15 protein-coding genes are annotated in these 20,759 nt (G+C 51.1%); 2 read left to right on the top strand and 13 right to left on the bottom strand.

The features are described 5' to 3' along the window. Positions 1 to 6: 6 nt before the first annotated feature. Genes P9L94_04015 through P9L94_03985 form a run of 7 tightly spaced genes read right to left on the bottom strand, consistent with a single transcriptional unit; the run spans position 7 to position 9,788 of the window. The gene (locus P9L94_04015) at positions 7 to 1,389 is read right to left on the bottom strand and encodes a GH1 family beta-glucosidase (protein ID MDP8243223.1); all 1,383 of its coding nucleotides are present in this window, start codon (positions 1,387 to 1,389) and stop codon (positions 7 to 9) included. Then, a complete protein-coding gene (locus P9L94_04010; protein MDP8243222.1) occupies positions 1,386 to 2,576 on the bottom strand; it encodes a glycosidase in 1,191 nt (396 codons plus the stop codon). Before P9L94_04010 ends, P9L94_04015 begins: the two co-directional genes overlap by 4 nt. Beyond that, positions 2,545 to 3,795, bottom strand: coding sequence for an AGE family epimerase/isomerase (locus tag P9L94_04005; protein ID MDP8243221.1), 1,251 nt, complete (start codon positions 3,793 to 3,795; stop codon positions 2,545 to 2,547). Before P9L94_04005 ends, P9L94_04010 begins: the two co-directional genes overlap by 32 nt. After that, positions 3,785 to 5,587 (bottom strand): cellulase family glycosylhydrolase, encoded by a 1,803-nt coding sequence (locus tag P9L94_04000; GenBank protein ID MDP8243220.1) that lies wholly within the window; start codon positions 5,585 to 5,587, stop codon positions 3,785 to 3,787. The genes P9L94_04005 and P9L94_04000 overlap by 11 nt, the downstream gene beginning before the upstream one ends. A gap of 19 nt (positions 5,588 to 5,606) precedes the next feature. Further along, positions 5,607 to 7,436, bottom strand: a complete 1,830-nt coding sequence (locus tag P9L94_03995) for a sodium:solute symporter family protein (protein MDP8243219.1) — start codon at positions 7,434 to 7,436, stop codon at positions 5,607 to 5,609. Between the two features lie 35 nt (positions 7,437 to 7,471). Continuing rightward, complete coding sequence (locus P9L94_03990; GenBank protein ID MDP8243218.1) at positions 7,472 to 8,278, bottom strand: prolyl oligopeptidase family serine peptidase; 807 nt, start codon at positions 8,276 to 8,278, stop codon at positions 7,472 to 7,474. 19 nt (positions 8,279 to 8,297) lie between these two features. Then, positions 8,298 to 9,788: a rhamnulokinase family protein gene (locus P9L94_03985; protein MDP8243217.1), complete on the bottom strand. Its 1,491-nt coding sequence runs from the start codon at positions 9,786 to 9,788 to the stop codon at positions 8,298 to 8,300. A gap of 599 nt (positions 9,789 to 10,387) precedes the next feature. On the opposite strand from P9L94_03985, the gene P9L94_03980 reads away from it, so the two are divergent. Continuing rightward, positions 10,388 to 12,127: an arylsulfatase gene (locus tag P9L94_03980; GenBank protein ID MDP8243216.1), complete on the top strand. Its 1,740-nt coding sequence runs from the start codon at positions 10,388 to 10,390 to the stop codon at positions 12,125 to 12,127. Positions 12,128 to 12,234: 107 nt separating this feature from the next. Then, entirely contained in the window at positions 12,235 to 12,735 is a 501-nt protein-coding gene (locus tag P9L94_03975) for a rubrerythrin family protein (protein ID MDP8243215.1), read from the top strand. A gap of 72 nt (positions 12,736 to 12,807) precedes the next feature. Here P9L94_03975 and P9L94_03970 read toward each other — a convergent pair whose 3' ends face one another. From P9L94_03970 to P9L94_03945, 6 genes are all read right to left on the bottom strand, one after another. After that, positions 12,808 to 14,277, bottom strand: coding sequence for a DUF1080 domain-containing protein (locus tag P9L94_03970; protein ID MDP8243214.1), 1,470 nt, complete (start codon positions 14,275 to 14,277; stop codon positions 12,808 to 12,810). Between the two features lie 142 nt (positions 14,278 to 14,419). After that, positions 14,420 to 15,586 (bottom strand): type VI secretion system tube protein Hcp, encoded by a 1,167-nt coding sequence (locus tag P9L94_03965; protein MDP8243213.1) that lies wholly within the window; start codon positions 15,584 to 15,586, stop codon positions 14,420 to 14,422. An 11-nt stretch (positions 15,587 to 15,597) separates the two neighbouring features. Then, positions 15,598 to 16,170, bottom strand: a complete 573-nt coding sequence (locus P9L94_03960; protein ID MDP8243212.1) for a type VI secretion system tube protein Hcp — start codon at positions 16,168 to 16,170, stop codon at positions 15,598 to 15,600. A 163-nt stretch (positions 16,171 to 16,333) separates the two neighbouring features. After that, positions 16,334 to 17,197: a response regulator gene (locus tag P9L94_03955; GenBank protein ID MDP8243211.1), complete on the bottom strand. Its 864-nt coding sequence runs from the start codon at positions 17,195 to 17,197 to the stop codon at positions 16,334 to 16,336. Next, positions 17,187 to 20,117 carry a response regulator gene (locus tag P9L94_03950; GenBank protein ID MDP8243210.1) on the bottom strand — a complete coding sequence of 977 codons (2,931 nt, stop codon included), beginning with the start codon at positions 20,115 to 20,117 and terminating at the stop codon, positions 17,187 to 17,189. The genes P9L94_03955 and P9L94_03950 overlap by 11 nt, the downstream gene beginning before the upstream one ends. Then, positions 20,114 to 20,755 (bottom strand): YfiR family protein, encoded by a 642-nt coding sequence (locus tag P9L94_03945; GenBank protein MDP8243209.1) that lies wholly within the window; start codon positions 20,753 to 20,755, stop codon positions 20,114 to 20,116. The genes P9L94_03950 and P9L94_03945 overlap by 4 nt, the downstream gene beginning before the upstream one ends. Between the last annotated feature and the right edge of the window lie 4 nt (positions 20,756 to 20,759).

Raw genomic sequence — 20,759 nt, 5'->3', positions numbered from 1 at the left:
GATGCGTTAAACTCCGTTATTCTGAATTACTTTTCGGTACCACTCCGCCGAGGCTTTGGGCGTTCGCGCCAGCGTGTTGTAATCGATGTGGATCATACCAAAGCGCTTTGAATAGCCTAGCGCCCATTCGAAGTTGTCCATCAGCGACCAGACGAAATATCCCTTCAGGTTGACGCCTTTTTCGATAGCCGCATGGCACTCGTTTAAATATCCGTTGAGAAAATCAATGCGAGCCTGATCGTCAAATGCGCCATTGATGACTGTATCCGGCGCCGCGCAGCCATTTTCGGTGAGATAGATTTCCGGCTTGCCATAACGCTGGTCGGTCCATTCGAGCAACTTGCGGCAGCCCCAGGGAACAATCGCCCAGCCCATGTCAGTGGTTTTCCAGGATGGATCGGCGCACATATTGACGCATTGGTCTTCGAGCAGCCCACCGTTGCTTTCCGCGTCTAACGTATTGAGTTGGTCGAGTTCGGCGTGTTCAGCGTAGAGGGTGGTGTAGTGGTTGAGGCCGAAATAATCGGTGGAACCTTTGACCTTGTCGCGGTCTTCGTCCGTGAATTGCGGCAGGCGTTCGCCGACCCGCTCGCGCATGACTTCTGGATAGTCGCCGAAGTATAACGGGTCGGCGAACCAGCCAAGGAAAAACTCAAGCGCCCGTTGCGCTGCGGCCTGGTCTTGATCGGAACCAGTCTTCGGTTCGCGCCAGTCGCAATTGTTGGCGATGCCGATGACGCCTTTCTGCGCATCTTGGAAACGTGAGCGATAAATATCGGCGCTATAGGCGTGCGCCCGCAAGAGATTATGCGCGACGATGTAGGGTTCAGTGTTTGATATGCGTCCCGGTGCGAATACGCCCTGTCCAAAACCGAGAATGGCTGTGCACCAAGGTTCGTTGAGGGTGATCCAATGTTTGACGCGGTCGCCAAGATGCTCAAAGCAGATTGCCGCGTATTCAGCAAAGTATTTCGCCGAGTCGGGATTCAGCCAGCCGTCGCATTCCATTTGCAGCGCCAGCGGCATGTCCCAATGATGCAGGGTCGCCCACGGCGTGATGTTGTGTTCGAGTAGCGCGTCAATTAAGTCCGAATAAAACTTGATGCCTTCACGATTGGCGTCGCCGCGTCCGGTGGGTTGGATGCGCGGCCAGGAGATGGAAAAGCGGTAGGCTTTGAGACCCATCTGCGCCATCAGCGCGACGTCTTCACGCCAACGGTGGTAGTGGTCGGCGGCGACGTCGCCGGTCTCGCCGTTGAGCGTCTTGCCGGGCGTATGGACAAAACCGTCCCACACCGAGGGGCCTTTGCCGCCTTCCTGCCAAGCGCCTTCGATTTGATAACAGGAGGTCGCCGCGCCCCAGGTGAAATTGTCGGGAAATTGTTTCACAGGCCGAGTTCCTTCATGATTTTTCGATTGGATTCAATTAGGCGTTTCCGTTGCTGAACGCAAACAAATGTACGCAACCCGTCTTCCGGTGTATTGAAGGAGTAATCCAGCAGCCGGTCTACCGTGCTGACCGCGACGTGCAGTCGAGTGTCGGACGAACCGTAATACATAAACACCTCGCCGTTTTCGCGGGCGATCCACCCGTTCGAGAACGCGACGTTCGACACGTCGCCGACGCGCTCTTCGCCTTCGGGCGCAAGCAGATAGCCGCCCGGTTCTTTGAGCACTTTGGTGGGGTCATTCAAATCAGTCAATAATAGATACAACACATAGCGCATTCCCGCCGCCGTGTCGCGTACGCCGTGCATGAGATGCAGCCAGCCTTCCGGCGTCTTGATGGGCGCGGGGCCTTGGCCGTTTTTGCCTTCTTTGATGGTGTGATAGGCGCCTCCGTGAAAGATGGTTTCATTTTCGATGACAGGGTTTCCCATGCTATCGCACAAACCCCAGCCTACGCCTTCGCCGGAGCCGGTCGCGGCGAAATCGCGCAATGGGCGGGTATAGAAAGCGTACTTGCCGTCAATGAATTCGGGGTGCAGTACGACGTTGCGCTGTTGGTCGGCCTCGGTTTTTAGATTGGGCAAGCGCTCCCAATTCTTCAAGTCCTTGGTGCGGGCCAGGCCGCAACTGGCGATGGCGGCGGAGAGGTTGCCGGGCTGGGTTTCATGGTGGCGTTCCGAACAGAACATGCCGTAAATCCAGCCGTCTTCATGTTGAACCAGCCGCATGTCGTAGGTGTTGGTTTCGCGTTCGTCGATCTCTGGAATCTCAATCGGCTCGTCCCAAAAGCGAAAGCGGTCAACGCCGTTTTTGCTTTCGGCAAGCGCGAAAAACGACTTGCGGTCGTAGCCTTCAACCCGCGCCATCACGCACATCTTGCCGTCGAATTCAATCGCGCCTGCATTGAACGCGCTGTTGATCCCCATGCGTTCCATACAGTAGGGATTGGATTCGTAATTGAAGTCGTAGCGCCAATGCAGCGGCGCGTGGGCGGCGGTCAACACCGGATATTTGTATCGAACAAAAATACGCGGGCCGCTACGTTGGATTTCGTTTTTGCGTTTGATTAATTCTTCGTGTTCTGCAATTAATAATTTAAGCGTCTTTTTGAATTTGGCTTCTTTCATTTGCGGCTCCTTTTTGGAGTAATCCTTGAATGCGGCGCAGCGCTTCGATGCAGGCGCGGGCGCTGTGGTAGGGGCTTTTCCATTCGCATACCTTATCGTAGCGCGAGTCAACTTCGCCGTTCAGCGCGGCGCGCCAATGCCAGTCGCCATGCTCACGGTCGATGAAATGGCGGTCGATAAAATCCCAGGCGTCCCACGCCGCCCAGGCGTAGCGTTGGTCGCCGCTGATTTGATACGCATTTAAAAATCCGACCACGGCTTCCGCTTGAGGCCACCAATCATACGTCGCGTCGATGATGCGCCCGTCCTCAGCTTCATTATAGAGGCCGCCTTGCGGGCTGACGCCTTCTGTGAGGGTGCGCTCTGCAAGGTCCATCACGAACGGGCGAAGCGCATTTCGCAGCGGTCTGTCATGCAAAACCTCTGCAGCTTCCCAAAGCAGCCAACTGGCTTCGATGTCGTGTCCGAAGGTATACGCCGACGAAGCGGGCGTCCATGCTTCATCAAAAAATGGAACCATGTGGTAAGAATTTTGGTCGATAATGCGCTGAGTGAAAAGATCAATCAATGCGCGTAATTGCGTTTCGATGAATGCGTCGCCTGTGATGCGAAATAGGTTTGAGTAGGCTTCGAGCAAGTGCAGGTGGTTGTTCATCGACTTTTTCGCGTCGAGGTCGCGTTCGCTGAGGCGTGAGTTGTCCGCTAGCGAACCGTCGCGGTTGCAGACTTCGAAGTAACCGCCGTAAGCAGGATCATAAAAGCAACGCTCGATCCATTCGACTTGTTCAAAAGCGCGGTCGAGTGCAGCGGCGTTTTTTGTGACGGCATAATATTCCGCAAGCGCATAGAGATAGAACGCCTGACCGTAGCACTTTTTCTTGTCATCCAACACAGCGCCCGCAGCGTCCGTCAACCAGACGCATCCGCCGTAGGCGTGGTCCCAGAAATGGCGATCCAGCGTCTCATAAGCGCGTTCGGCGAGTTCCAACAATGCGGGATTGAAATTGAAACGATATGTCGCGCTGTATGACCACAGTAAGCGCGCATTAAGGATCAGCCCTCTGGGCGCCTCGGCGTCAATCACGCCGTCGCTTGTCATTCGCCCGATGAACCCGCCGCGCTGAAAATCAATCACGCGGTCGCGCCAAAAGGGAATGATATTGCCATTCAGTTCAGACTCGATCCGCTTGCTGAGTGCTTTCAGCATTTCATTTGGCATAACCGATTTCTACCCGCGATAACGCGACATTGCCTTTGAATTCAATTTTCAAATATTGCGCATCAATAGATGATGTATACAGCACGGGGTCAAGATAGCCGTATTCGCCTTCTTCGCTGCTGTAGTCGATGCGCTGGGGTTGGACGGGTTGAAAGGCGCGTCCGTCTTGCGAAATAGACATCATCAACCCGGATTCATCATCATTGAGAAACACATAAATCGCATAACCAATCATCGGCGCGTCCGTCTTGTAAAGAATCCAGGCGCCGTCTTCGCCGTGCAGCCGGTGGATATCTTCTTTGTGGCGCCGCGCTTCATTTTGGGCGAGATATGTTTTGCCTTTCTTATAGAACAACAACGATTCATTTTGAAATTCATCAATGAAGATGTGATGGGTTGCTTCGACCGGGCCGACAATGTTGCTTGGTAGTGAAATCCCAGCGGCGTTGCGCGCGCGAACGCGATAGAGATACTGTTCGCCGATTGTCGTGCTGTTATCATTGTACAGAGGACGGTATTGCAGTTTTGCGTCAGACACATTTTGCGCGATGACCGTCCAGGGGCCGCGTTTTGATTGAGCGCGTTCGATGTCGTATCCCTCCGCGCCGACCGACCCGCGCCACGAGATCGCCGACGGTTGTTGAATCGGCAGCAAGCGAGGAGGCTGAGGCGTTTGGAGGGATGGCAATTTTAAATCCTGAATGGCAAACGCCTTCTCTCTCACCATCGCCATCAAATTTTTTTCATCATATATCTCGCCGCTTTGGAACCCCGGCCAATGATAGGCTTTGAAAAAATCGCCGCCCGACGGTTCTGAATGCCAAAAGAAGCCGCCCTCGCGGTGATGATGGCGCAGGCTCCAAATCAAAGCGCCTGAAAGGCCTTCATCTATGGTTGCGTCTAACACGGCGCGGGTGGCTTTGGTGCTGATGAAGCCGAACTCGCCCAGCATGTAAGGCTTTTTGCCGCGCGCCATGTTTGCGCTCTGGCGAATATGGTCGATCATGTCGCGGGCGTCAATTTCATAATGGTGCGTCTGGACGATATCGACATTCGGATCGTTGATCGAATCATCGCGCAGCACGGAAGTATAAAAACCATCGCAAACCAGATGGTTTGAATCGAGCGATTTCATGTATGCGGTAATTTGTTTCGTCCATGAATGGGGACACTGAGTTTCGTTGCCTGTTTCCCAAGCCAGGATGGCCTTGTCGTCTTTGTAGGCGACGCCGGTAACGGTATTCACTCGCGTCAGTAAAAAATGCACGGTCTGTTTGTAGTCTTCGATGAGTTGCGGGTCCGTCCAAAAGTCGTCTTTTTGCTTGCCGCGAAAGGCTGCGTAATCGACCGCGCCGCCCCACCATTGAAAATTGTTGACAATAGGGATGATGAGGCGAATGTTATTTTGGTTCGCAGCCGCTAACACGCGGTCGAGTGTTTTAAACGCTTCTTCATTAAACTGGCCCGGGCCGAGGACGTACTTGGGCGTACCTGCGGGTTCGCTGGGTTTGTAGACGGGCAGGGTATAGGTTCGGACGACCTGCCCGCCCATCTGCTCAATGCTTTGCAATGCGTCATTGATTTCGTAATCGTCAGGGAAGCGGAACGGCATTTTGCGGTCAAACCGCAGGTCGTCTTCAACATAATGCAGATTGGGAATATTAAATGAAATGAATCGAAACTCGCGGACGCCGTCCATGAGTTTGTCGCCGTCGCGGGTGATGAAATGCTCAAAGTCAGCCGATGCGCTGAGCGAAAAGGTGATGCAGACGAAGAACAAGAAGCGTTTCATGGCGTTTCTCCCGGGTGAATTATACTTGCGCTGGTTCGGGCGTATCATCTTCCAACTTGTCATACCAGTTCAATTTCAAGATCGTGGTCGTAACAACAAACGCTGCCAGAGCAACCCCGAAACTTTGCCATTCGCGAATGACCAGATAAATCGGCATCACCACCATTGAAATTTGCCAGATCATGCCTACGAGAATATTGAACATGTCGCGCCAGAAATCGGTGTTCTTTTTGAAGTCGGGATCGTCTTGTTTGACCTTGGCATAGATGGGTTCCCAAAAGCCCCAGGGACGAATCCGCTTGTAAAATGATTTGAGAATTTCGTCGTCTTCAGCAGGCGTTAATAAACTGCCGAGAATGCAGCCAACGCCTGATACCAACAGCAACGCCGGAAACGCATACAGATCGCTGACGCCGGGGAAGTAGGCGCTCATAATAATGGGCGAAACCAGCGAAGCCGCGATGCCTGTAATCATGCCAAAGAAATAGCCGAAGCCGTTAAAGCGCCACCAATACCATTTGAGAATGTTCGCCGCCGCGTAGCCGCCGAACAGCGCGTTGACTATCCATTTGGTGATGTCGTCAATCGAACCGATGATGAAGCCGAAGCCGATGCCGACCACGACGACGGCGACAGACGAGATATAACTCATCCGTATATAGACTTTTTGTTCGGCGTTTGGATTGATGTAGCGCTTATAAATGTCATTCACCAGATACGCGGGAGCGGCATTTACCGTCGCGGCGAAAGTTGACATGAAGGCGGAGAGCAAGCCTGCAATCAGAATGCCCATCAGTCCAACCGGGATGAAGTTTTTGATGGTGTAGGGAAGAATTAATTCCGTGTCGAGTTTTTCCATTTGCGCCATTTCGGGAATGAAATAACCCAGCGCGAGTACTGTCAAACCAGCAATCATCATATAGCGCGGGAAGAACAGCACCAAACTGACGAAGCCGCTCATCATACTGGCTTCGCGCGGACTGCGGGTGGCGAGTACGCGCTGCATGTCGTAGTTTGGCGCCGGGCCGGCGAGGCTGACCAACACGCCTTTAAACACCATCATCATAAAGAAAATGGTGAAGAGTTCGTATCCATCTTCGTGTATCACCGTGTTGACGGAGCCGAGCGTCTGGCTCCAATCCATATCCATCTTCCAGCCGAAGAAGACGTTCTTCCAACCTGCAGGCAACACCGCATCAAGCATTTCGGGCGAGACCCTCATCATAGCGATGATGCCCACAGCAATTGATGCGAACGTCATGATGAAAAATTGCAACACTTCCGTTACCACCACGCTGAACATTCCGCCTTTGACGACGTACAGCGTGGTTATGCCGAGAATGATGACGGCGTAGGCTTCCGGCGGCAGGTCCCAGGGAAGAAAGATCGAAGCGAATTTGCCGATGCCTTCGAATGCGTACGCCAAAAAGCCGATCACGCTGACCAGAGCGAAAATGACCACGCTGATGTGCGCCAGGTTCGCGCCCGTCCCTTTTCCGAAACGGGTTGTGATCCACTCGGCGCCAGTCAACACGTTCGAGCGGCGCAGCCAGGCGCTCATAAACACCATGAGGAAAACTTGATTGAAGATGGGCCACAGCCAGGGCAGCCATGCGCTCTTGAGGCCGTAAACAAAACAAATCGAAACCAGCCACATGGTGCCGGTGATGTCAAACATGCCGGACGCGTTTGAAATGCCCAGCACATACCAGGGCATGGTCTTGCCGCCGAGAAAGTACGATTCGAGGTTCTTCGAGGCGCGATGGGAGATCCAAAATCCTAAACCAATGGTCAACGCAATGTATAAAATGATGATGCCAATATCAACCGGGTGTAGTTGTAGGTCCATCGGTGCGCCTCCCAAAATAAAAATCGAGAATAAGCCTAACGGTTTTTTTCAGCGGTGTTCACTGACGCCTGTTTCTTTTGATGCGACAGTAACCAGTCATAGACATCTTTATTGTTATAAGTGGTTGTCCATGAATCATGGCCAACGCCGGGGTATGTCGTAAATTGCGCGTCGCCGCCTGCGGCTTGAAATGCTTCGATGGTCTGGCGTTGTTCGTTAATGGGGACGACGGTATCGCTCTCGCCGTGAAACGCCCACACCGGGATGCCGACCAGTTGTTCGATTTTTGCTTTGGGGATATCCAACTGCGTATACGTACGCAGACCGCTCCAGCCCGGCGCGTCGCCGCTGCCGCAGATGGGGACAATCGCCGCAAAGAAGTTTGGATATTCGCTGGCGAAACTCCAAGTTCCAAATCCCCCCATCGAAAGCCCGGTCATATACATGCGGCTTTGATCGACGTTGACGGTTTGCATGACTTCATTCATCAACTCGATCAGGTGTTCATTCTGCCACCACTCGCCTGTCGGGCATTGCGGCGAAACCACCACGAAGGGAAACTCGCTCCACTCGAACCGCCGTTCCAGATAGCGGACGTTGGTGGTGAGTTTGGGCGGGCCATGTACGGCGACTGAGCTTAAATTGCTGCCGCGTTCGCCCGCGCCGTGAAGAAACAAAATAAACGGCGGCGGATTGTTTTCGTCATAGCTGGCGGGCAGATGGAGCAAATAGTTGTAGTGCAGCCCGGTTTTCATCTCGACTTGTTCGCCGGGCGTCTGGGCGTGTGAAAATGAAACCGTTAGCAGTAAAAGAGTAATGAGTGAGATTCCAAAACGGTGCATGTTCGTCTCCTGAAATTTTTTATGCGTTACTGAGTAATGCTTGAAAGCGCTCTTTGGCGTGCGTCCAGGCTTCGCTCTGCGTAGGTTCATAATCAACCATTTCGCTCGACGCCCGCACTACGTCGCGAATGTCTTGCAGTGAGCCAAGATCGCCCGACGCGCGCGCTTGCACCAGCAGGTTACCGAGTACGGTTGCTTCAATCGGGCCGGTGACAACGGGTTTTCCACAGGCGTTCGCCGTGAGTTGGTTGAGCAATTGGTTTTGACAGCCGCCGCCGACGATGTGGATGACCTCAACGCTTTGTCCGGTCAATCGCTCAGCGGTTTGAATAACGACGTCGTATTTGAGCGCCAAACTTTCGAGTGCGCATCGAACAAATTGACCGGGCGTCTCCGGTTCCGGCTGCCCGGATTCTTTACACACGGTTTGAATCGCTTCGGTCATATCGCTTGGATTGAGAAAACGCGGATCGTCAGGATTAACGATGGAACGGAATGCGGGCGCTTTGCTTGCCATTTGGGCGAGTTGCGCGTAATCGTAATTTTCGCCGCGCCGTTCAAATGCACGTTTGCATTGCTGTACCAACCAGAGGCCCATAATGTTTTTCAGTAAGCGATAAGTGCCGTCAACGCCGCCTTCATTGGTGAAGTTTTCTTTTAATACGTCCGGCGAAAGAATCGCGGGTTTCACTTCAACCCCCACAAGCGACCATGTGCCCGAACTGATATACGCCCAGTTGGGCTTGCCCGTGTTTCGCGTCGGAACCGCTGCGACGGCGGAGCCAGTGTCGTGTGACGCGGGCGCTACGACGTCGATGCGCTTGAGTCCAGTTTCAGCGGCGAGGTCATCGCGCAAGGCGCCAATTTTGGTCCCAGGCGAAACCGCTGGTTGAAATATGTTTGTCGGGATGTCGAATTTGTTCAGCAAATCAAAGGACCAATCTCCCGTCGCGGCGTCAAGACATTGCGAGGTAGTCGCTTCGGTAAACTCGCTGCTGCGCTCGCCGCTCAGGCACCAATGAAAAAAGTCGGGCATCATCAACAGCGCGTCAGCAGCGTCAAGTAATTCTGGATGTTGTTTTTGGGTTGCGATGAGTTGGTAGAGAGTATTGAAAACAATAAATTGAACGCCAGTTGCGGCGAAAATATCTTCACGGGAGACTTTTGAAAACGCATACTCCATCATGCCAATGTTGCGGTCATCGCGATAATGAAAGGGCTGACCAAGTATCTCGTTGGTCTTGGAAAGCAGGACGTAATCGACGCCCCAGGTATCGACCCCGACGGACGCAATGCCGTCGCCGTAGCGCTCCGCCGCCACTGCAAGTCCACGCTTGATGTCCGACCACAGGTTGAGTACGTTCCAGCGCAGCGAACCGCCTAGCGAGGTCGCCCCGTTGGAAAAACGGTGCATTTCTTCTAATCGAATCGTTTTTCCGTCAAACAGGCCCGCCATCACGCGCCCGCTTTCTGCTCCTAAATCTACGCCTAAATAACATTTGTCTGCCATGGGACAAACTCTCCCTGAAATGTATATAGATTTGTGAGTCATGTTTAAGTAAAAAAACATGACCGTTTATATACCAATGTATCGAAAAATGAATCAATTCTCTATTCCTGAGTCCGACGGAGTTCAATTAAGGTTCATCCGGTAAGTGAGTCCCTACATTGATGGATGCAATAATTTTGTTTAGGAAAACGTATTCCGGCTTATCAAAAATAGACAAACCAAATCAGGCATGAATGCAACTCTGGAAGCGCCTGTGCAAACGGGCCTGAAAGCCCGCACTGAAGCCAATGTCATTTTACCCCCCCCCTTTTTAAGGGGGGATGGCGCTGAAAGCGACAGGGGGGATTCGGGCGCAACGCGTTACGCCCCTACATAGCTGATATATTTTTGATTCGTTGCATCAAGGGCTGTCTTCACTTCGCGACGCCTTGGCTTGCCATCCCTTAAGTCAATGACATTGATGCCGCATGCAGCGAAATCTCAATTCAATTTATAAAAAAGTACCCAGTTTTCGGAAGAACCTTAATTCATGTTTAGAGTGGATTGCGTTCGTGTTATATTGTGTTCGGATTGAATCTCTTAAACGTAGGAATATAAAAATGAATCCCATTTCAAGACGGAAGTTTGTGAAAAACGCCAGCGCTGCCGGGCTTGGCTCTGCGGCTTTATCTCTCGCAAGTTGCGCGGGTATAGAACGGCGGGTGACATCGACCGAATCGACCAAGCGCCCCAATATCATTCTCATTATGGGGGATGATATGGGATTCTCTGATCTGGGATGTTACGGCAGCGAAATCCACACGCCGAATCTCGATCGCCTGGCAGGCAAGGGCGTTCGCTTTACGCAGTTTTACAATACCGCTCGGTGCTGCCCGACGCGGGCAAGTTTGCTCTCGGGATTGTATTCTCATCAGGCGGGCGTCGGGCACATGATGACCGACCGTAACCTGCCGGGCTATCGCGGAAACTTGAACCGGAATTGCGTCACCATCGCGGAAGCGCTCAAAGGCGCCGGGTATTCAACATATATGTCAGGCAAATGGCACGTCACGCCCAATATTAAACCTGATGGTTCGCGCGACAACTGGCCGCGTCAACGCGGCTTCGACCGCTTTTTTGGAACCATTCACGGCGCGGGCAGTTTTTTTGATCCGAATACGCTCACGCTCGACAATAACTTTATCGCTCCGTGGGACGGCTTTTATTATACCGATGCGATTAGCGACTACGCTTCGCACTTCATTGAAAACCACCGCGAAGACAATCCCTTTTTCATGTATGTCTCTTACACCGCCGCGCACTGGCCTATGCACGCCAAGCCGGAGGACATCGCCAAATACAAAGGCCGCTATGACGCCGGATGGGACGCATTGCGAAAAGAGCGCCATGAACGCATGGTCAAATTGGGGCTGATTGATCCAAAATGGGAAATGACGCCGCGCGATGAAGGCGTTCCCGCCTGGGAAGACGAACCCATGAAAGAATGGCATGCGCGCCGCATGGAAGTTTACGCCGCCATGGTTGATTGTATGGACCAGGGAATCGGACGCATCATTGATACGCTCGAAGCCAATGGCGAACTCGACAACACGCTGGTCTTTTTCTTGCAAGATAACGGCGGATGCGCCGAAGAATATGGCAGCGGGAGCGCAGAAAAACCTGATCCATCCGAACCGGTCATGTTGAAGCCGATGGCGCTAGGGGAATTGCAAACTGACATGCAGCCCAAGGTGACGCGTGACGGGCGTCCCGTGCGGACGGGAAAAGGCGTCATGCCCGGCGCGGCTGACACCTATATCGCTTATGGAAAAGGCTGGGCCAACGCCAGCAACACGCCGTTTCGTCTATATAAACATTGGGAACATGAAGGCGGCATTTCAACCCCGCTGATCGTCCATTGGCCGGATCGCGTGACCGATCACGGCGCGCTACGCGAGCAGCCGGGGCATCTCATTGACATCATGGCGACCTGCGTTGACGTTGCCAATGCGGAATACCCAACGGAATACAACGGCAATCCAATTACGCCGATGGAAGGCCTCAGCCTGCTGCCCGCGTTTGACGGTCAGCCTCTCGAGCGCGAAGCCATCTATTGGGAGCACGAAGGCAACCGCGCTGTCCGCGTTGGCGACTGGAAACTGGTCGCGCGGGTAAAACGCAACCTTCAAGTAACTCCTGAAGATCAAGACGCCTGGGAACTCTATGACCTCTCAACCGACCGGACGGAAATGCACAACCTGATCGACGTTTATCCCGGACGCGCCGCCAGAATGAAGCAGATGTGGGACGCCTGGGCCAAACGGGCGAATGTTTTACCTTGGCCTTGGGAAAAGGCGTAATGGTACGCCTCCCCAAAATAGAAAAATGCGTACTATAATAAGAACGATTCTTAAAAAGATTCCAGTTTTTGGAACCAGATTTCACCACAGCTGAAAGGACGCACATCATGGGAACCAATGAAAATCTAGCCGATGCTTTTGCAGGAGAAAGCCAAGCCAACCGCCGTTATCTCGCCTTTTCTCAAAAAGCCGACAGCGACGGATTCCCCCAAGTCGCCAAACTGTTTCGCGCCGCCGCAGATGCGGAAACCATCCACGCTCATGCGCACCTTCGCGCCATGGACGGCGTTAAAGACACCCTCGCCAATTTGAAAGAAGCCGTCGAAGGCGAGCGTTATGAGTTTCAGGAAATGTATCCAGGATTTCTTGCAGCCGCCAAAGAAGAAGGCAACAAACGCGCCGCGATCGGCTTTGGCCATGCGCTAGAGGCGGAAGAAATTCATCACAATTTATACAAACAAGCGCTCGAAGCCGTCGAAGCAGGAAAAGACCTGGCTTCCATGTCGATCTTCCTCTGCCCGGTGTGCGGCAATCTTGAATTAGGCGAAGCGCCCGACAAATGCCCAATCTGCAACGCGCCGAAAGCCAAGTTCGTCGAAGCGGCCTAGTCGCAATTAATAACGATATAAGAAAAGGGATGGAGAAGCCTCCATCCCTTTTTCGTTTAGCGTCTGAATTGATTACAACTCTTTGATGCGGATATTACGAAACGCAACATAGTTGTTATGGTCCGTCAAGCGAATAAAGCCTTTGCGCAAGCGATACTTTAGTTCGTCATAATCATCAAAACTCAGGTCTTGAACTAACTCCCCATTTAAGAAGGCTTTGATCTTCGGGCCGTCCATCGTGATTTCAACTTGGTTCCATTCGGGCGACGGCTTTGAGGCGTTCTTTAATGGAGGAATCACGTCATAGATGGAGCCGGTACTGTTTTTGTTGGGTTCCTGACCGTGGTCGCCGAGCATCTGAAATTCAAAGCCGATGCGTGAGGCGCGGTTGTTGCGCGGCGTTCTGAGTTGCAGCCCGCTGTTGCCGTTTTTCTCGATGCGGTATTCCAAACGAATGATAAAATCGCCGTAGCGCTTGTTGCTTTGCAGAGCGCCCGCGCCGGTTTCGACCCATTCGATGGCGTTGCCTTTCGCGACAAAGCCGTCTTCATTGCCGCCTGTGACTGACCAACCGTTGAGCGTCTTGCCGTCAAAGAGAGAGACGAAGCCTTCTTCGATTTCTTTTTTAGTTAGCCCATTGGTAGACGGTTTTAAGGTCATCGACTCCGCAGGGAACTTATTGACGGCTTCCAATGCGGCGAAGTCGCGTTCGCTGCCAGCCAAAATATATTGGACATTGCTTCGTGTTTCGATCATTTTGCCTGCGACCAATATTGTTTTCTTGGGAGACTCTTTTGGCGGAACGTAGACGAGATCAAGGTCGCCGCCGGGCGCGATGACGCAGATTTCCGGCGCGAGGCGCTTGAACTCTTTGCCCAGCGTTTCGGCGTCGGGGCCGTCGATCCAAAAGGCGATGGACGGCTCATTCGCAAATGTTTTCGCAGCGGTTTGAACGGCCTGTTTTCGGCCTTGCGCTGATTGGGGCGCGTTAGGGCCTAACACGCGACAGACGCCGCCCGTCCAGTAATTGCCCAATTGACCGATGATAAATTGAACGCGTTTGACGGCGTCGGCGTTGAGTTTTGCGCCATTGTCTTCAAAACCATATAAGTCGAATGAAAGCGCGGTGCCGCCAACGTCTGACATTTTGAAAAATTGCTGAAAGACATGCGAGACGGGTTGTTTGGGGTCTCCGATATCAGCGGTATGCACGGTGCGGATCGAATAGGGATCGTCATCCCGCATCAAGCGCCCATTGCGCAAGCGGATTTGACCGCTGATCCATTGATCGAGCATCGAACCGTCGGTTGCGATTATTACATGCTTGGTTTTCTTTTGTGGACGAGAAATTCGCACATAGTAAGCGTCTTTGCCTTGAAATGTTGTTTTTTGAGTTAACGCCTGTTTGAAATTCTCTTTCATCTGGGTTTGCAGCGTTTGCTTGACGGGGTCGGGAAGCGTAGGCCGGTTGGTTTGAGCGTCGGACGAGGCTGAGATTAGACTAAATGCAATCACAATGGTAATGGTTAAAACAAAACGCATAATAAAACGACTCCTTCTTCATTCTTGATAAACAATCATTTCAAAATCTTGATGATGAATCAATGCCTATTGTTGTGGATATAAAAAACGCCGCTGAATATTATACACTCAGCGGCGTTGAATGAACATTGAGATACGTTTGTTAATATACGCGGAACGAACCGACGCTGGCTGCGTCAAACGGCCCAACGATTTTTAATAACACAACGGCTGCATAAGGACTATTGCTTCGATTGTTTTTACCATTTACGCGGATGAGTACGCTGATTTCATCTTTTCCATTAAACGATAGATTCAAAAATTTGGATTCACCGTCTTGAATCGGCTCGCCGTCAAGCAGAACGTCCGGCGATTTGATTTGCGCAAACGGCAGCATCTCGCCTTCCGGCGTGATTCGCACCAACAGATCGGCGTCGTCAGGAATTTCGGCGTTGTCGAATCCTTGAAGGTTGCGTTTTTTCACGTTGGTAATCACGCCGCCGCCCGGCAAGGAAGCCATCGAATAAAATTGCTCGCTGAATAAGTCCGACATACCCGGCGGGTCTTGCGACAAATTCAACTCGCGTACGATAACGGCCTTTTGTCGAAACTCGTCTTCATAGAGATTGAGCAAGTCGCCGCCAATGGTCACGCTGCCTTGCGTCGGCGGCGTGGGCGTTGGGTCAATAGGCCCAACAATTGGCGTCGGCGTTGGTTCAACCGGGTTTGTAACCGGCGTTGGCGTTGGTTCGACTGGATTCACAGTCGGGGTTGGCGTTGGTTCGGCCTGTTCCGGGTCAAAGGGGACATTCGCGATCTGGTCCCAGCCGAATGTCACCGGCGCCTCTCCGCTTCCATTTGCATTGATTGGAACATATCGCCAATGAATCTTTTCATAGTTTAATGAAAAACTTTCCTGTGGAATTTCGTCTGACGTTTGAATTTCATAACGAGAGACCAAAACATTGTCTAAAACAATTCGTTCCCAAATGAATGGATTATCAATGTTCGATTGGAACTCAATCAAAACACGTTTGATCTTGTTGCCTCTAAGACACGCTTCCGCCAGTTTTGGACTGGCTTTGTCTAATTCTTTTGTAAACGTCAGATCGAAATGTTGCGCAAGCGTCCGTCCGCTCGTCGCAATTTGTACATGCTGAATTAAGTGTTCGACGGAGAGGATATCGCTCCACCCTTTGTGGTTCGCGTCTTGGCACTCGCCGTCAACGCCGTCAAACTTGATATACGCTGCTCCATGAGCAGTCGAGCTCGTCAACAAAAACAGAGGCGCCAGACCCAGGAGCAGCAAAACCGTTCGGTTTCGTAACATTCTTCGGCTCCTTAGGATACGCCTTCTTCTACTTTCCAATTATATTCGACGCTTTCATTGGCGCCGCCAGTCGCATCAAAGACCTTGTAGGTCACTTTGATCTCTTCGAAGTTGAGAGAAAAGACTTCAACCGGAGGTTCATCGCCGTCGCCAGACGCTTGGAACTGATAACTGGTGACGATTACATTTTTCAGTTCGTAGGTTAAATAGACTGCCTGATTTTCGCCGCCTGCGCCGCGTTTGGTCACTTCGATTTTCACTTCGGGAAAGACTTTGTTCGTGAGTATGCTCTCGGCCAATTTCGGACTCGATTTATCGAGTTCTTTCACACAGGTAAGATCACTTAATGAAGTCTTGCCGCGACGCGTTGGATTGGCGTCTCCTTGGTCTCGATCATATCGAATTGCATGTTCAAAGCTGAGAATGTTGATCCATTTCTCGTGCTTCACATCAACCGACTCGCCATCGATGCCATCAAACTTGATATAAGCGGCTGCGTTTGCGTCAAAACTGGCGCACAAGCAGAGTGCCGCGCCAAAAACCATAGCGCTCAGCGTCTTCCAAAATCTGGGTGTTCTCTTCATAACTCTTCTCCCGATTGGTTTAAGTTATATTACTTTATCAATTAAGTATAGATTTGTGATTTTGTCAAGTATTATTTCAAAAAAACTTTTTAAAATAGAAATGAAGTAACGATATATTACGTCGGTGTGAGGTGTGAAGGGGAAAACCTAAGCGATGATTGAATTAATCCAAATCGACAGGTTCGCCCTCTTTTCCAGAAATAAGGTCTTGCGCTGTTTGCAGTAGAGTTGATTTGGTCAAATCAAACGCTTGTTGAAAGCGTTCTGGTATTGTTTGATCGTATTGAAAGCGTCCGCTGAGAATCGAATGCTCTACTTCACGAGCGACGGCAACCATTAACTTGGCGCCGAGGATTTCACTTTTTGTTTTGACGCGAATAACGATTTCGTGCAAGGTTTTTTTGTGGCGGTTGTTGAAAGCGTCGTCGATTTGTTTCAACATGCCTGGGAGTTCATTCAAGTATGATTTGACCAGCTGAGAGATAAATTCCGATCCCGTTTCTCTCTCAAGCAGGTGCAGGTTCCATAAGACGTGTTTATCGACTGGTTCAGAAAATTGAATATCGTCAGGCAGCCCTGAAATTTGGTTTAACAGGTCATCTTGCGTTTCGTCATCATGTAAAAACGCCAGTTGCTCTTGATTGGCGCGAATGATAAAACGCATGCGTTCGGCAAAAATCAGCCAGTTAATGGGCTTCGCAATAAAATCTGTCGCGCCTGCACGAAACGAATCTTTGATTGCTTCTACATCGTCAACGCCTGTGATGATGACAATCGGGATTCGGGTCCCGTCCTCAGCGTCGCGAATTTTACGGCAGGTTGCCAGGCCGTCCAGTTTGGGCATTGAAATGTCAAGCAACAGGATATCAACGGGATGCTCATAGAGCAGTTCGACGGCCTCTTCTCCGTCGCTGGCTTCAATCAATTCAAACCCGGATTGGCTAAGAGTTTTCTTGACGAGAAAACGAAAACTTGCATCATCGTCGGCAATCAAGGCTTTGTATGTCTGGTTTTGGCTATCTTGCATGGGCCCGCTTTTCTAACTGGTCTAAAATTTTATGCTTTACAATGGCGAATTCATTTTGCATTGATTCAAACAAAGGCGTTGCTTGGCCCAATTCATTCGCATGTGAGTTTAATTCTAGTTCTTTACAGAAAGAAGATAAACGCATAGCGCCGACGTTGGCGCTGCTCGATTTAAATGTGTGAGCAATCAATTCAATAGATTTTGCATCTCGCTCTTCAATGGATTGGTTTAATTTTTCAAGGTTGCTTTGCCCGTCCGTTAGATAATTTTGCATAACCTCATGCAACAGGTTGTCGTCTGGCCCTGATTGTAGCGCTTCAATATTGGCCCACATGGAAAGGTCTAAATGAAGCGGTTCAGGAGCCGCAGAGGCGTTTTCTTGCTCTTGCGGTGGTTCCGTGTTTGGAAGAATTTTTGCGACTTTCTCTATTTGCATCGGGTTTGCAGAGAGCCATTGCTCGAGTTTTTCGCCTAGTTGCTCCAGGGTAAATGGTTTGCTGATATAGTCGTCCATGCCAGAAGCGATGCACTTTTCCCGGTCTCCCTTTATGGCGTGCGCCGTGACCGCGATGATGGGAATGTGGCTGTCGTTTCCCGGTTCGTTTTCAATCTGCCGTATTTTCGTTGATGCTTGATACCCATCCATGACGGGCATCTGGCAATCCATTAAAATCACGTCAAACAGTGCGCTTTTGTATAGTTTGATTGCTTCTTGTCCATCGGAGGCGATGCGGACGATATACCCCAAATGCTCAATCATTTTCTTCATGATAGTTTGGTTGATGCGGTTGTCTTCAACCAACAGGACGATGCCGAGAGCCGGCGCGGGTTCCGGCGGAGAATTTGCAACATCTTCCGTGGTGGGTTCACCGGGTTCGACGGTGGGTTGTATGGCCGTGTGTAACGCATTCAGCAAACGCGACTGGCGAATCGGTTTTTCTAAAATTATTGATGAGGCAAACTCTTGCAGAGATTCAGCGTCATACGTTTTGCCCATTGGGGCCATAACAATCAAGGCGGTTGGATTTAGCGCCTGTGGATTCAAGAACGCCTGAGTGACTTCATGGTTCAACTTTTCGAGTAAGGAAGACGGAATAAAGATGAAATCATACGGCGCCTGCTTTTCAATTTGGCTTTGGATTCGGTTCCAACCGTCTAGGTCGGTTTGGGTGTAGTCTGTATGAACGCCATAGTAATCCAGCCAATGACTGACCATTCGGCAGATTTTTGGGTTTGGATCAATAATTAAAGCCCGTTTGCCCTGGAAAGTTCTGGGACGGTCAGTCAATACGTTTTCTTGACCGCGTTGCAGCGGAATCTCAAACCAAAAAGTCGCGCCTTTTGTATTTTTTGGAATAAAATCAATGACGCCGCCCAGCATTTCGATTAGGTGCTTTGAGATGGCCAGCCCTAATCCCGCCCCGCCAAACCGACGGGTGGTGGTTTCATCCGCCCGCGTGAAAGAATGAAACAGGCGGTGCTTGAGCGCCGGGTCAACGCCGATGCCGGTATCTTCGACCAAAAAGCGAATTCGTATGGAGTCAGCGTCTTCTTCGATCACATCCAGGCTTAACGAAACTTCTCCCTGTTCGGTGAATTTCACGGCGTTGCTTAGTAGGTTCAATAAGATTTGCCGAAGACGCAACGGATCGGTTTTCACTTTGATGGGCGCGAGCGACGGGAAATAACTGGTGAGTTCCAGGCCTTTCCGGTAGGCGCGTTCCGCTTGTTGGTCGATGGTGTCTTCGATCAATTCCAACAGATTGATTTCAAGAATTTCTAACTTTAACTTGCCCGATTCGATTCGGGAGAAATCTAAAACGTCATTAATGATTTGCAGCAGGGAATCGCCGGAATAGCGGGATATATCCAACAGATGCTGTTGTTGAGTGTTGATGTCGCCTGCTCGCAGCAAATCAAGAGACCCGAGGATGCCGTTGAGCGGGGTGCGAATTTCATGGCTCATATTTGCGAGAAACTGCGACTTGGCTTTATTGGCCGATTCGGCGGCGTCTTTCGCGTTTTGAAGTTCGATGACGGTTTCTTCTAATTCCTGATTGGTGTTGGTTAATTCGGCGGTGCGCTGCTCGACGAGTTGTTCCAACATTCCGCGATGGCGCTGCAGCGCGTCGTCGCGTTTTTGTATTTGCGCGACCATTTCATTAAAGCCGCGTTCTAATACGCCAATTTCATCAGCGCGGCGGCCTTCCATGCGGGCCGTATACGAATGGTCGCGTGAAATGGACCCCATCGCATCGCTGAGTTTCAGGATGGGGTTGGAAATAAAGCCTTGTAAGAGGCGTGAGACAAAATAGGCGGCGCCGAGCGCAATCACAAAAATGCCGAGAATGTAGGCCAAAAACCAGAAGAGACGTAGATAAAGATTTTCAAGAGATGACTCAATGATGACGGTCCCGATAATCTGATCGTTTAGTTTGACCGGGGTCCAAACAAGCAAAGTTTGAAGACCGAAGTGATTGCCGGGACGGGTTAGGTCCGATTGAACGGCTGTAAGAATCTCAAGAGGCGGTTCGATGATTTTGGTATTTGAAACCCCCGCTTGGTCGGAGACGCTTGCCTCAAAAGACGTGAACAATTTTGGCGGGCCGTCATCAGGGCCTGTATCCAATAATGCGCTCGACCCCGTCCGATAGACCCAGGCGGAATTGATGCTTGGCACCGTCTGAATGGATCGCAAAATGACTTCGGCTTCTTCGGGACGGTCAAATCGGATGACGGCTGTGAGATTTTGGCCGATGACATCCGAGAGAGTGGTGATTTCTTCGACAAGATTGGTTCGGAACGAAATGATTTCAACATTCAAATACGCAAACGAAGCCAGAGCCAGAACAATCGTGCTGGTGAGGAGTATGATCGAAATCAATTTGCGCTGTATAGGCAAATTTTCAAAATTTGTCATTCGGACGCACCCTCTGCTTCAGGATCGCGAATAATTTCTACCGCCAAATTGAGCAACTGAGCGCTCATGCGTAGTTTCGCTTGGTTCGCCGTTTTTTCATTGACCCGGAAATTGACCCGGTTGTTAATCAGCAAGAATTCCAACACGCCGCCGTTGTCGGCAAAGCCCGAAAAATCAGCGATGGTGAGTATGGGCTTGTCGCTGACTGTTTCAAGAATTTTCTTAAGGTTTCGTTGCTCGTTTTTGCTGATGAACAGAATATGCGCGTCCTTGAATTCTTCGAGCGATTTGATTCGCTGAATTTTGATGGGGCGCGACTGAATGGTTTTGGTGCGGGCGATCGTGTTTAAAAATTTGCCAAATGGGTCTTCGCCTAATATGCAAATTGTGTAAGGCTTTTTCGATTCGTTATCGGTTTCATTCGGCCAGTCAACAAAGAGCATGCAATTATAAATGAAAGCCGCTTTGACTTCGTACTCATCATAGACGCGTTGGCTTTGCGCGGACTGAGGCAGGGCGAAAACGCTGAACCCGATCAATGCAATCGCCGCAAGGCCCCACGTTCTACGCGCTAGGCGCACGGGCGCCGCTGCGTCGCCGGAAAGGCGTCGCGCGAATTCCCCGTAGAAAGAGCGCATAGCG

It is taken from the genome of Candidatus Hinthialibacter antarcticus (assembly GCA_030765645.1).
GTDB lineage: Bacteria > Hinthialibacterota > Hinthialibacteria > Hinthialibacterales > Hinthialibacteraceae > Hinthialibacter > Hinthialibacter antarcticus.
The sequence above is the reverse complement of the archived record's forward strand: the minus strand, read 5'-3'. Positions and strand labels throughout refer to the sequence as shown.